Source organism: Pectobacterium araliae (assembly GCF_037076465.1).
Classification (GTDB): Bacteria; Pseudomonadota; Gammaproteobacteria; order Enterobacterales; family Enterobacteriaceae; genus Pectobacterium; species Pectobacterium araliae.
The window spans coordinates 3,595,002-3,608,213 of record NZ_AP028908.1 but is presented as its reverse complement, the minus strand read 5'-3'; the positions used below and the strand labels follow the sequence as shown (position 1 = coordinate 3,608,213).

Genomic DNA, 13,212 nt, shown 5'->3' with positions numbered 1-13,212 from the left:
ACTGACGCTTAAGCGACGTCTTTTAACTAGTTTGCCAGCTTCGCAGCGATGTCAGCGATGCGCTGACCGTACAGCTTACCCGTTGCCAGATCGCCTGCGATCACTTCATCTGCGCTGGCATCAGAAGGCGTTTGTGCCAGCAGGCCGACGGAACCACCGAGGTTGTTCAGATCGTCACGTTTTGCCGCTTTGGCATTGGAAGGCAACTGGTTCAGGCTGACCCAAATCCCGCCGTGCTGTGAAGCCAGCGTTTGCAGATAAATCAGCGTAACCTGCTTGTCACCGTTCAGGCTGGCGCTGTTAGTAAAACCGCCGAACACTTTGTTGCTCCACGTACGGGAGAACCAGGCTTTAGAACTGGCATCCGCAAATTTCTTGAACTGCCATGGAACGCCGCCCATGTATGTCGGTGCACCGAAAATAATCGCGTCGGCAGCGGCGAGTTGCTCCCACTCTGCATCGGTAATATTCCCTTCTGCATCAATCGCGATCAGCGCTGCTTGCGCGCCTTCTGCTACGGATTGTGCCAGACGTTGTGTGTGGCCATAGCCGGAATGATAAATAACGACGTTTTTTGACATTATTGTCCCCATTTTTCTATGTTGTATCGGTATGTCGATAACCTACTTTACACCGAGAAAAGATTATCTCTGTTTCATTACTCTGTAACATTATGATACTGGAGTGAAAATGGGAGATAATCTGGTTTGAGTCACGGGGGCGTTCAGGCTCCCACCGAAGCAGGAGCCTGCACATAACAAGGTGTTTAGCGTTTATTTAGCGTGTTGCAGGTCAATACGATAAACCGCAAAGCCCGTGTCATCATTCCCGACAGACGCCATCGGGTACTGCGCTTTCTCTTTGATAAACGCGGTCGCTTTCTCTGACGGTGACGTTTCAAAACGGATGTCCAGCGGCGTATCGCTGACGATAGGGGCCAGATGCCAGTTGTTATCTGCCTGCGGCTTCACGTCTCCCGACTTTTGCGTTTCCGCACTGATGTAAGCCGCCAGAACGGAGCGGTTTTCATCCGGTGAGGCGAAGGCTACAGACTTCTCCCCCGTACCAGCAAATTTCTCGCCGTAGGCGCGGTAGTTGTTGGTGGCAATCAGGAAGGTCGCTTTAGGATCGATCGGTTTGCCATTAAACGTCAGCCCTTTGATACGGTGTGCTTTATCGTTGATTAACGCGCATTCGCTGTCATAGCGGGCAGGTTGCGTGACATCAATCTGATAATTGACGCCATCGATCACGTCGAAGTTATAGGTGCGGAAGCCATCCCAGTTCAGCAGGGATTGCGGTTCACGTTTGCTTGTATCGATTTGCTTGAACTGACCCGCAGAGCATTCCAGCCACTCCTGCACCTGCTGTCCGTTGACTTTCACCACCACCAGCGTGTTTGGGTAGAGATACAAATCAGCGGCGTTACGGAAAGTGAGCTGACCTTTTTCTACTTCGACATAGCTGGCCGGATCGTTTTTACGCCCCCCGGCTTTAAACGGCGCGGCAGCGGACAGCACGGGAAGATCGGCCAGGTCGGGATCGCCCTGAATGAAATGTTCTACATAGGCGCGCTGAGCATTGTTGACGATCTGCACCGTGGGATCGTCCTGAATCAGCGACAGGTAGCTGTACATGTTGTCTGCGGATTTACCGATCGGCTTGCTGACGAACTCACGCGTGTCCTTGTGTGCATCGGAAAGCACTTTTACGAGTTTGTCGTCTTCCGCCGCCAGTGATTTCTTCTGCGCTTTGTCATAGATCGGTCTGGCTTCCGCTTTCGCCTGTTCCACTTTCCATGTGCCGCTGTCGTTATTCAATGTGAAATCGACGACACCGAGGTGGTCACCCCATTGCCCCGGCATCACCGCAGGCACGCCGTTGAGCGTTCCCTGTTTGATGTCAGCGCCCTTGATGTTGGCAAAGTCATTGCTGGGGAAAACCGCATGAGCATGACCGAACATGATCGCGTCAACGCCGGGGATTTGGCTGAGGTAGTAAACGGAGTTTTCCGCCATCGCTTTGTACGGCTCGGCAGAAAGACCGGAGTGAGGGATCACAATCACCAGATCGGCACCTTGCTTGCGCATTTCCGGTACCCACTTTTTCGCGCTGGCGGTGATGTCTTCCACGGTGACTTTTCCGGTCAGATTAGCTTTATCCCATACCATGACCTGCGGCGGGACGAAGCCAATATAGCCAATGCGTAAGGTATGCTGCTTACCTTCGCGATCCGTGACTGATTTGTCTTCAATGTGGTAAGGCGTAAACAGGGATTTACCCGTTTTGGCATCCAGCACGTTGGCGTTCACATAAGGAAATTTCGCGCCAGACAAGGCCTTGTGCAGGTAGTCCAATCCATAGTTGAATTCGTGGTTACCGATATTGCCGACGGAATAATCTAGCGTGTTCATCGCCTGATAAACTGGGTGTACATCGCCCGCTTTCAGCCCCTTTGCCGCCATGTAGTCGCCTAACGGGCTGCCCTGAATCAGGTCGCCATTATCGACCAGCACACTGTTGGTGGCCTGTTCGCGCGCGGCGTGAATCAGGCTGGCGGTACGCACCAGACCAAACTTATCGGTTGGCGTATCTTTGTAGTAATCGAAATCCATCATATTGCTGTGCAGATCGGTGGTTTCCAATACCCGTAAATCAACGGTAGCGGCATGAACGGTCGTGGCGACCAGCGTTGCAAGCAGGCTGAGTGCCAGTGAATGCTTCATTGGGTAACTCCTTGAACGGTGATTGTCGATGCGTAAAGCGATCGGGGTGTCTTTCATATCATGATGAAGTTAAAGTGATTATCGTCTCTAAATCCTGAGGATGACATCAATAATGGTAATAATCGTAGATTGCCTCACAGATGTATAATGAAGGGTAAAGATGAAATCTGCGTTACGCGCAACCGATAACGATGAGGTAGAGCATGTTAGAACCGATTTGCCAACTGGCCCGTGACGCCGGTGCTGCCATTATGCAAGTTTACGATGGGCAACACCCCGTGGATGTCGCACACAAGAAAGATGATTCACCGGTGACGGCTGCCGACCTTGCGGCGCATCGCGTTATTAAGGACGGGCTGGCCGCGGCGTATCCCGATATTCCTCTGCTGTCAGAAGAAGATCCGCCTGCGTGGGAAATCCGTCGGCACTGGCAGCGCTACTGGTTGGTCGACCCGCTAGACGGAACGAAAGAGTTCCTTAGCCGTAACGGTGAGTTCACGGTTAACATTGCGCTGATTGAGGACGGTCAGGCCGTACTGGGCGTCGTTTATGTACCGGTCACGGGGGTGATGTACTCCGCAGCGGAAGGCAAAGCCTGGAAAGAAGAGAACGGTCAGCATCGGCAAATTTCGGTGAAGCAGGCACACCCGCCGCTGGTGGTGGTCAGCCGCTCTCATGCCGATAGCGAGTTAAAGGACTATCTCAACCAACTGGGTGAGCACCAGACGGTGGCGATTGGGTCATCGCTAAAATTTTGTCTGGTGGCAGAAGGTGAAGCGCAGCTTTACCCGCGCTTTGGGCCGACCAATATTTGGGATACGGCCGCGGGCCATGCGGTAGCGGTGGCAGCTGGGGCGCAGGTTAACGATTGGCAGGGGCGCCCGCTGTCCTACATACCGCGTAAATCCTTCCTCAACCCCGGTTTTCGCGTCTCTTTATTTTAATCAGCTAGAGGCGGGTCGTTATTTCTCTTCCAGCAACTGACGCAGCAGGGACATCACCTGCTGCACTTCTTGCCCGCTTAATGCTCCCTCCTTCGCGAATCGAATTTTCCCTTGTTTATCCAGCACGGCGATGGCCGAACTTTGCGGCTGGAGCTGCCAGGTTTTTCGCACATTGCCGTTGCTATCGACAATAAATTGCGACCACGGAAACGCTTTTTTGTTGTCCTCAAGGCGACTACGCACAAACAGGCCGGTGCCGATGATGGCATCGTCGGTATTCACGATTGTCGTCGTTTGGTAATAATCATGCGGTAGGGTAGCGGCCTTCAGAGCGGAGATGAGCGGATCATTCATCTCTTTGGCGGCGGTTCGGCCAGCGATATGTTGTATCACCCGTACTTTTCCGGGCAATTGCGCGCTGTTCCAGTTTTTATAACTAAACTGATTATTAAGGTACTGAAGCTCTCCCTTGTCTGCGACGCCGACGGGGGGAACGAATTGGTTAAGTATCAGCGTATGCGCTGAGGCCGTGAGTGAAACAGATCCCAGCAACGGGGTGATAAAGAGCGCGAGGGGCAGGTGGCGTATTTTTATCATGGTATGTCTTTCCGTGTAGGTGACCCGATACGGTGTTCGATTATGGAAAATGCCAGATGATGGAATAAGCGTAGATTCAGGAAACGGGTCTGTCTTGCACGGCGCTAAAACGGTTTGTGGCCGAGTGCACAAAACCCTTATTTTTGAAGGTTTATACTGATGATTAGGGGTTTATTTAAACACTGTTCTGTAAAAATCTGTAAAAGCAGTTAAGAATACTGAATAGTGGGGAACTTAAAGCCGTTTTACAGGACTAATTAGCCGTATCCGTTATCTCATTAGCGCTCCAGAACCTCAGCCGTGTTGGCGATAGGAGAGCGTAGAAAAATAAAACGGGAGAGCAAAACGATGAGGATCTTCGAACGTTACAACCCTTTGAAAGTCGCCAAATATGTGAAAACCCTGTTTCGTGGGCGGCTGTACATAAAAGGGGTTGGTGCTTTTGAGTTCGACTACGGCAAAATTCTTTTGCCAAAGAAACAGGATAAGCAGCATCTTCTGGTGATGTCCGAAGTGAATCGCCAGGTCATCCGGCTTCAGGCTGAGATGGGATAAGCGGTAAACAAACGGCCCATAGCGGGCCGTTTTGGTTGGTTGCGCAGGCCTTCTGGCGTTATTCCGCACTCTCACTGTTTGCGCTGGCAGCAGCAGCTGGGCGACTTTCCAGACGCGTAACTAGCAGCTGATCGATCTTATAGCTGTCGATGTCCACCACTTCAAATTTATAGCCTGAAAAGCGCACGGCATCGGTACGTTTGGGGATTTTCCGTAGTGTATACATCATGAAACCGCCAATGGTTTCGTAGTTACCGGAGTGTGGGAAATCATCAATATTCAACGCCCGCATCACGTCTTCTATTGGCGTACCGCCTTCTACCAGCCAGGAATTCTCATCGCGCGCGACAATCTGCTCTTCCATTCCCTGACCGACAAGATCGCCCATCAGCGTGGTCATGACGTCGTTAAGTGTGATGATACCGACGATCAGCGCATATTCGTTCAGAATGACCGCGAAATCTTCGCCCGCCGTTTTGAAGCTTTCCAATGCTTCGGACAGCGTCAGCGTATCCGGTACGATCAGCGCCGGACGAATCTGCACGCCGCTGCTCAGTGTCAGGCTTTGGTTTCCCAGCACCCGAATCAGCAGGTCCTTGGAATCCACGTAGCCGACGATCTGATCGATCGTGCCATCGCAAACCAGAAACTTGGAATGTGGCTGCTGGGCGATTTTTTCCTTAATGCTATCTTCCTGCTCGCGCAGATCGAAGTAAACCACGCTTTCGCGCGAGGTCATGGAAGATGGCACCGTGCGGGATTCCAGCTCAAAGACGTTCTCGATGAGTTCATGTTCCTGCTTACGCAGTACGCCAGCCAGCGCACCCGCTTCCACCACGGCATAAATATCATCGGACGTAATGTCATCTTTACGCACCATCGGCAGTTTGAGCAGGCGAAAAATAACGTTAGCCAGGCCGTTAAATATCCAAACCAGTGGGCGGAAAAGGAACAGGCAGAAGCGCATGGGGTTGATTATGCGAACCGCGACGGTTTCTGGCGCAATCATACCAATGCGTTTCGGGGTGAGATCGCCAAACAGGATGAACAGGCTGGTGACAAGGACGAATGAGCAGATGAAACTGACTTTATCTGCGGCTTCAGGTGACATAAAGCGTTCAAACAGCATGGAAAAAGTAGGAGAAAATGCCGCATCGCCGATGATACCGGCCAGAATAGCGACGGCGTTGACGCCAATTTGAATCACGGTAAAGAAGATGCCGGGTGTTTCCTGAAACTTGAGCACCATATCGGCGTTGAGATTCCCCTCATCGGCCATCAGTTTAAGTTTAATTTTACGGGACGCCGCCAGCGAGATCTCAGACAACGAGAAAAATGCACTGATGGCAATAAGACAAAGAATCAGTAATAGACTGTTTAACATAGTTTTTACTTTAGGTAAGTTTTCGCATGTGCCGAGATTGACGCAGCGATCCTCAGACAGGTGAACACATAAAAGTGAACACATTATGATCATTATTGATGGTCATAACCGGGCGAGGATTGGCCCGGTTCGGGAGCATTATAGCAGGAGCGGTGAAATTACCGCCAGCAGTCAACGAGGAGGTGGCAGACAGATATTGATGCCACCTAGTCCACAGTAGCCATTTGGATTTTTGTGCAGGTATTGCTGGTGGTCGTCTTCCGCATAGTAGAACGGGCCCGCCGGCTCGATTTCTGTACTGATAGCGCGACTATCACCGTTCTCTCTCATTGCCTGCTGAAAGCGCTGAAGGCTTTCCAGTGCGGCCTTCTCCTGCTCTGGCGTGAGCGTATAGATAGCGGAACGGTATTGGCTGCCGATATCACCGCCCTGACGCATACCTTGAGCGGGATCGTGATTTTCCCAGAACAGTTGCAGCAGCTGACCGTAGCTGATGACCGCAGGATCGAAAACGACACGTACCGCTTCAGCGTGATCGGTCTGCCCGCTGCACACTTCACGGTAGGTTGGATTGGGCGTATAACCGCCAATATATCCCGCCGCTGTGCTGTAGATCCCCGGCTGTTGCCAGAACAAACGCTCTGCGCCCCAGAAACAACCCATGGCAAAAATAGCCACGGACATATGGTCTGGTACATGCGTCATAGAATGTTCATTTACGATATGCAGTCTGGCCACCGGCATGGGGGTGGAACGCCCAGGTAAAGCATCGGATTGCGTAATCCGCTGTGTCTTATCAATCGAACTCATCACGTTGTTGACTCCAACAGTACTGGGTGAATGACCCTCTTTCACTGAGAGCATAACCAAGAAGTATTGACCTGTCTTTATATCTTAAACGTGTTTAATGTTAAGGTAATGCGTGTCCATAACGCGAAAAAATGATAATTGCAGGTTAATATCTACGTCTAAGGTAAAAAATTAGTATTTATCACTAATTTAATGCAAGGTTATTCGTCTGTTTCCGTTTTACATGATGTTTTGTTTGGAAACATAAACCTATATGAGCGTCAGCGCGGCGGGCGAAGTAATAAAAGCCATGCTATAGATTTCAGGCGACAGACAGATTTATCAGGGAGCTCAGTGACTATTTTTACTTCAAAGAACCGTTTCATTGGAAAAAAAAGTGCCACCGGGAAAAAAGGCATCGCGGGAAGAGAAACTGGCTGCGGCGGTGTGCCGCGATACCGGATGCTTGGCCTGATGTGCGCGTTGCTTATGTTGGTGCCTGAAAGCCAGGCGGCGACGGTGCGTCTACAAGTCACGGGGCTGGAAGGGCAGTTGCAAAAGAATGTGCGGGCGCGCTTATCCACCATTGCGGGCGATGAAGTTAATGCTGACGGGCGTTTCCGCTCACGCGTCGATGAAGCGATCCGCCAGGGGTTACGTGCGCTTGGCTATTACGATCCACAGATCGGTTTTGAATTTCGTCCTGCCGTTAATGGTGGACGACCCGTCTTGATTGCCACTGTCACTCCCGGTGAACCGATAAAAATTGCTGGGGTGGATATCACCCTGCGTGGCGGTGCGCACGACGATAAAGACTATCAACAGTTGGTTAAAGACGATCGCCCAGAAATCGGCTCGGTACTGAATCATAGCGATTATGATCGTTTTAAAAGCGGGCTGAACGGTTTGTCATTACGCAAAGGCTATTTCGATGCGCGTTTCCAGCAAAGTCAACTCGGCGTGATGCGCGAAGAAAAAGAAGCCTTTTGGGATATCGATTTTGATAGCGGGGAACGCTATCGCTTTGGCGTGGTACACTTTCAGGGTGCACAAATCCGCGATGATTATCTGCAAAATCTGGTGCCATTTCATGATGGTGATGCATATACCAGCGAAGATCTCGGCGAGTTAAACCGCCGTCTTTCTGCGACGGGGTGGTTCAATTCTGTCGTGGTGTCTCCCAATTTCGACCAGTCAAAAAGCACCAAGGTGCTGCCGTTAGATGCTGTAGTCACGCCGAGAACCCGTAACCGTATCGAAACCGGGGTGGGCTATGCCACCGATGTGGGGCCACGCGTTAAAACGACCTGGAATAAGCCTTGGGTGAATTCACGGGGTCACAGCCTGGAAAGCAGTCTGAGTGTGTCCGCGCCGGAGCAATTGTTTGATTTTAGTTACAAAATTCCTTTGCTGAAGAACCCGCTTGAGCAGTATTACCTACTGCAAGGCGGCTTCAAGCGCGAAGATCTCAACGACACCCAATCCGATGGCACCACGCTGAACGTGGCACGCTACTGGGATCTCTCCAGCGGTTGGCAGCGGGCGATTAATCTGCGCTGGAGTCTCGACCACTTTACGCAGGCGAGCGTAACGGATACCACGATGCTGATCTATCCGGGCGTCAGCATTAACCGAACCCGGCAACGTGGCGGGCTGATGCCGGTATGGGGCGATACGCAGCGCTATTCTATCGACATTTCTGACACCACATGGGGATCGGATATCAATTTTGCCGTGGTTCAGGCGCAAAACGTCTGGATCCGCACACTGGCGGATAAACACCGCTTTGTCGCGCGCGGCAATCTGGGCTGGATTGAGACCAATAATTTCTCCCGCGTTCCCCCCTCACTGCGTTTCTTTGCTGGTGGCGATCGCAGCATTCGTGGATATAAATATAAATCTATTGCGCCGCGCGACAGCGACGGCAAACTGACGGGAGCGTCCAAACTGGCGACGGGCTCGCTCGAGTACCAATACAACGTGACGGGAAAATGGTGGGGTGCGGTTTTTGTTGATTCAGGTGAAGCAGTGAACGACATCAAACGGAGTAACTTCAAGACGGGTTCAGGCGTCGGTGTACGCTGGGCTTCGCCGATTGGTCCGGTGAAATTCGATGTTGCCATGCCGATTGGCGATGCAGAGAAGAAGAATGATGTTCAATTCTATATCGCGCTGGGGCCTGAATTATGATGGATGATAAAAACAACAACAACGCACCGACTGCGGTGACGGAAGAAAATGTCGCGCAAGATAATATGCCGACGACGCCAGCACGAAAAGGGCGCAGGTGGAAAAGAGTCGGTATTGGTCTTGTCGCTTTCTTACTGCTGTTAATCGTTGGGCTGGGGCTGTTGGTGGGCACCACGCCGGGTCTGCACCTGTTGCTGAATACCGCTGCACGCGTGGTGCCGGGGCTGGAGATTGCCAGCGTGAGCGGTGGCTGGCGTGATTTAACCCTAAAAAACGTTAGCTATGCGATGCCGGGCGTGACGGTAAAGAGCGATGAATTTCATCTGTCGCTCGCGCTGGGTTGTCTGCGTAAAAGCCAGTTGTGCATCAATGATCTATCGGCTAACCGCATTGACGTTGTGGTGGATACCAAGGCTTTGCCTGCATCTGAGGAACCGGATCCCCCCTCAGCGCCGGTCACTGAAATCTCAGCGCCTTTCCCTATTTCTCTACGTCAACTGGTGCTCAACGGCGTTCAGGTTACCGTCGATGACACGGTGATGTCGCTGGGCGAATTCCGCACGGGTATGCAGTGGGAAGGTCGCTCCTTAACCCTGCTGCCAACCAAAATCAGCGCACTGCTGGTGGCCTTGCCAAAAACGCCCGTCGATGTGCTGGAAGATGGCAAAGTGACGGCAGCGGTAATGGCATCCGTCATCAAAGAAACGGCGGAAAATGTCCATGAGGCCGCCGGGCAAGGCACGTCACAAACGCTTCAAATCGATAAAGTGCTAGAAGCAAATAACACCGTAGCGGCAGCCACAGCGACGAAACCGATATCAACAGCGAAAACGGATACTGCGTCGGACAAACCGGTGGTGCCTGAACAGCCACTGGGTGAACGCCTCAGCGAACTGTTCTCCAAACCGCTGCTGCCGGATTTACCCCAGTTCACGCTACCGCTGGATTTGAACATCGTCGAGATTCACGGAGAACAGCTGCGGCTGACGGGCGATCAGGACATTTTGATTACTAACCTGTTCGTGCAGGCGTCAACCCAGCAACAGCATTTGCGTCTGGACAGGCTGATCGTGCAATCACCGCAGGGTGGATTGAATGTGCGCGGTGAGGCCACGCTCAGCGATAACTGGCCTGTTTCTCTGGCGGCGAACGGCGTGCTAAATGTCGACCCGCTCAAAGGCGAAACGCTGAAGCTGACGGTTGATGGCGGCCTGCGCGATCAGTTGAATGTGGCGCTGAATCTCTCGGGGCCGCAGCGTGCGCAGTTGGAACTGCAAACCAAACTGGCGGAAGCCGGGTTGCCGTTGGCGTTGACGTTGCAAACCGAACGTGTGCGTTGGCCGTTGACGGGCGCAACACAGTATCAGGCCAGCAACGTCAGGCTGCGTTTTAATGGCAAAGTGACTGACTATGCGCTGTCGCTGCGCGGCGACCTGAGCGGGGCAGATATTCCCCCTGCGACGCTGTTGTTGGATGGTAAAGGCAATGAGCAGCAGTTTACGTTGAGTCGTCTGCGGCTGGCGGCGTTGCAGGGCAATGCCGATCTGAATGCCCTTATCGACTGGAGCAAAGCGATAAGCTGGCGCAGTGAGCTGCTGCTGAGCGGGATTAACACCGCGAAACAGTGGCCTGAATGGCCTGCGAAAATAGACGGCAAGATAACGACGCGCGGCAGCGTCTATGGCGGTAGCTGGCAGTTGCAGGTGCCGGAACTGCGGCTGGATGGCAACGTGAAAGCGAATAAGCTCGCCGCCAGAGGTGAACTGCAGGGGAATGCGGCGGGGCAGTGGACAATACCCGCGCTAAATCTGGCGTTAGGGCGTAACCAACTGAACGTCAAAGGCGATCTGAGCGAGAAGTGGCAGTTGGATGCCAACATCAATGCGCCGTCGTTGGACGGCATGTTACCCGGTCTGGCAGGACGCATCATCGGTACCCTCAAACTGCGCGGTAGTCTGCGTGAACCGCAGATGTTGGCGGATATCATGGCTTCTGGCCTGCGCTGGCAGGAGATGACGATTCGGCAGGTGAGGGTAGAAGGTGATGTGCGATCCGAGCAGCAGATTCAGGGCAAACTCGCGGTGCGCCTTGAAGCGTTGAAGCAGGATGGCCTGAATATTGCCCTGTTGACGCTGGATGCCAGCGGCAATGAGAAACAGCATCAGCTTCGGCTGAACATGCAGGGGGAGCCGGTCGCGGGGCAATTAGCGCTTTCAGGTAGCTTCGACCGTCAGGAACAGCGCTGGCGTGGGACGCTGAACAATACCCGTTTTGACACCCCTGTGGGGGAATGGCGTCTGACGCAGGATATGGCGCTGGATTACCTGAATGCGCAGCAGAAGATCACGATCGGAACGCACTGCTGGCGTAACCCGAACGCGGAGCTTTGTGTACCAAAAGCGATTGAGGCCGGACCGAGCGGGCAGGCGAGTATTCGACTGAACCGCTTCGATCTCGCGATGTTAAAGCCGTTCCTGACGGAGGACACCGTGCTGGCCGGGACGTTTACCGGCGGTGCGGATATCAGCTGGCAGGCGGGACAAGGTTTACCGCAGGCAAAAGTGTCGCTGGTGGGGAACGGCGTGAGTGTTCGCCAACAGATGCAGGGCAACACGCTGCCGATTGATTTCGATACCTTTACGCTGAATGCTGGGCTCGATCGTGGACGAGCACAGTTCGGCTGGCTGATGGCAATTCGGGAAAACGGGCGCTTCAGCGGTGATATTCAGGTAACCGATCCGCAGGGGCGACGCAATCTCGGCGGCAGTGTCACGATCAATAATATTTCGCTGGCGTTGCTCAATCCTGCGTTGAGCAAAGGAGAAAAAGCGGCGGGGATACTGAATGCGAATCTGCGTCTGGCGGGAGATGCTGCCCGTCCTCAACTCTTCGGCCAAATGGTGCTGGAACGGTTGGATATTGATGGCAACTGGATGCCCATCGATCTGACCAACGGGCGACTGGCCGTGAATTTCAGCGGGATGTCGTCAACGCTGCAAGGGTTCCTGAAAACGGATAATGGACAGTTGAACCTCGGCGGGAACGCCGACTGGTCCCGGCCTGATGCCTGGCGTGCGCGGATCGCGGCGAAAGGCCAGAAGCTGCGGGTGACCATTCCACCGATGGCGCGGCTGGATGTCTCACCGGATATTGTTTTCGAGGCCACGCCGCAATTGTTTGCACTCAATGGGTCAGTCAGTATTCCGTGGGCGCGGATTGTGGTTAAAGACATGCCGGAAAGTGCGGTGGCCGTGTCGTCGGACGAAGTGATGTTGGATGCTCAGCGTCAGCCGCTGAAAAAAGCCAGTGCTGCGATCCCGATTAACAGCAATCTAACGATCCGCGTCGGTAATGATGTCGCGCTGGATGCGTTTGGGTTGACCGCGCGCCTACGGGGTGACCTGAAAATGGTTCAGGATGAGCGCGGATTAGGGCTGAACGGCCAAATCGATATTCCGTTCGGTCGTTTTAAAGCGTATGGGCAGGATCTGCTCGTTCGTAAAGGACTGATTTTGTTCTCTGGCCCACCAGATCAACCGATTCTGAATATCGAAGCGATTCGTAACCCAGACAACACCGCGGATGACGTTACCGCTGGCGTGCGTGTCACGGGTATGGCCGCCACACCGAAGCTGGAAGTCTTCTCCGACCCGGCGATGTCACAGCAGGAAGCGCTCTCTTATCTGCTGCGTGGACAGGGTTTAGACAGCGGCGGAGCAGATAGCTCGGCGATGACCTCAATGTTAGTAGGTTTAGGGGTTGCACAAAGTGGTCAAGTTGTGGGTAAAATCGGCGAGGCCTTTGGCGTAAGTAATTTAGCTCTGGATACACAGGGTGTTGGCGATAATTCTCAGGTTGTCGTCAGCGGTTACGTCCTTCCGGGTCTGCAAGTGAAATATGGCGTTGGCATATTCGATTCTTTGGCAACGTTAACGCTGCGTTACCGTTTGATGCCAAAGCTATACTTGGAAGCGGTGTCTGGAATTAGCCAGGCACTAGATGTGCTCTATCAGTTTGAGTTCTAGCG

At 53.0% G+C, this 13,212-nt stretch carries 9 protein-coding genes; 4 read left to right on the top strand and 5 right to left on the bottom strand.

Annotated elements, in window-relative coordinates:
* Positions 1–26 precede the first annotated feature (26 nt).
* A complete protein-coding gene (locus tag AACH44_RS16310) occupies positions 27–581 on the bottom strand; it encodes a flavodoxin family protein (RefSeq protein ID WP_261846957.1) in 555 nt (184 codons plus the stop codon).
* Positions 582–773: 192 nt separating this feature from the next.
* A complete protein-coding gene (locus AACH44_RS16305) occupies positions 774–2,726 on the bottom strand; it encodes a bifunctional 2',3'-cyclic-nucleotide 2'-phosphodiesterase/3'-nucleotidase (RefSeq protein ID WP_261846956.1) in 1,953 nt (650 codons plus the stop codon).
* A 203-nt stretch (positions 2,727–2,929) separates the two neighbouring features.
* Here AACH44_RS16305 and cysQ point away from each other — a divergent pair, with 203 nt between their 5' ends.
* Entirely contained in the window at positions 2,930–3,670 is a 741-nt protein-coding gene (gene cysQ, locus AACH44_RS16300; protein WP_261846955.1) for a 3'(2'),5'-bisphosphate nucleotidase CysQ, read from the top strand.
* Between the two features lie 18 nt (positions 3,671–3,688).
* On the opposite strand, the gene AACH44_RS16295 is transcribed toward cysQ, so the two are convergent.
* Entirely contained in the window at positions 3,689–4,267 is a 579-nt protein-coding gene (locus tag AACH44_RS16295) for a YtfJ family protein (protein ID WP_261846954.1), read from the bottom strand.
* Between the two features lie 348 nt (positions 4,268–4,615).
* Between AACH44_RS16295 and AACH44_RS16290 the strand changes: the two genes are divergently transcribed.
* A complete protein-coding gene (locus tag AACH44_RS16290; protein WP_005974755.1) occupies positions 4,616–4,822 on the top strand; it encodes a DUF1107 domain-containing protein in 207 nt (68 codons plus the stop codon).
* Positions 4,823–4,880: 58 nt separating this feature from the next.
* Here the strand turns inward: AACH44_RS16290 and AACH44_RS16285 are convergent, their stop codons facing one another.
* Together AACH44_RS16285 and msrA are read right to left on the bottom strand one after the other, a co-directional pair.
* Entirely contained in the window at positions 4,881–6,206 is a 1,326-nt protein-coding gene (locus tag AACH44_RS16285) for a hemolysin family protein (RefSeq protein WP_261846953.1), read from the bottom strand.
* Between the two features lie 171 nt (positions 6,207–6,377).
* The gene (msrA, locus tag AACH44_RS16280) at positions 6,378–7,016 is read right to left on the bottom strand and encodes a peptide-methionine (S)-S-oxide reductase MsrA (RefSeq protein WP_261847112.1); all 639 of its coding nucleotides are present in this window, start codon (positions 7,014–7,016) and stop codon (positions 6,378–6,380) included.
* A 426-nt stretch (positions 7,017–7,442) separates the two neighbouring features.
* Here msrA and tamA point away from each other — a divergent pair, with 426 nt between their 5' ends.
* Together tamA and tamB are read left to right on the top strand one after the other, a co-directional pair.
* Positions 7,443–9,185: an autotransporter assembly complex protein TamA gene (gene tamA / locus AACH44_RS16275; RefSeq protein ID WP_338659621.1), complete on the top strand. Its 1,743-nt coding sequence runs from the start codon at positions 7,443–7,445 to the stop codon at positions 9,183–9,185.
* The gene (tamB, locus tag AACH44_RS16270; RefSeq protein WP_425606594.1) at positions 9,182–13,210 is read left to right on the top strand and encodes a translocation/assembly module TamB domain-containing protein; all 4,029 of its coding nucleotides are present in this window, start codon (positions 9,182–9,184) and stop codon (positions 13,208–13,210) included. Before tamA ends, tamB begins: the two co-directional genes overlap by 4 nt.
* Positions 13,211–13,212: the final 2 nt, after the last annotated feature.

What these genes read in the sequence shown, in the direction of transcription:
- AACH44_RS16310 (WP_261846957.1), bottom strand. Translation starts at nt 581, where the DNA reads ATGTCAAAAAACGTCGTTATTTATCATTCCGGCTATGGCCACACACAA.
- AACH44_RS16305 (WP_261846956.1), bottom strand. Translation starts at nt 2,726, where the DNA reads ATGAAGCATTCACTGGCACTCAGCCTGCTTGCAACGCTGGTCGCCACG.
- cysQ (WP_261846955.1), top strand. Translation starts at nt 2,930, where the DNA reads ATGTTAGAACCGATTTGCCAACTGGCCCGTGACGCCGGTGCTGCCATT.
- AACH44_RS16295 (WP_261846954.1), bottom strand. Translation starts at nt 4,267, where the DNA reads ATGATAAAAATACGCCACCTGCCCCTCGCGCTCTTTATCACCCCGTTG.
- AACH44_RS16290 (WP_005974755.1), top strand. Translation starts at nt 4,616, where the DNA reads ATGAGGATCTTCGAACGTTACAACCCTTTGAAAGTCGCCAAATATGTG.
- AACH44_RS16285 (WP_261846953.1), bottom strand. Translation starts at nt 6,206, where the DNA reads ATGTTAAACAGTCTATTACTGATTCTTTGTCTTATTGCCATCAGTGCA.
- msrA (WP_261847112.1), bottom strand. Translation starts at nt 7,016, where the DNA reads ATGAGTTCGATTGATAAGACACAGCGGATTACGCAATCCGATGCTTTA.
- tamB (WP_425606594.1), top strand. Translation starts at nt 9,182, where the DNA reads ATGATGGATGATAAAAACAACAACAACGCACCGACTGCGGTGACGGAA.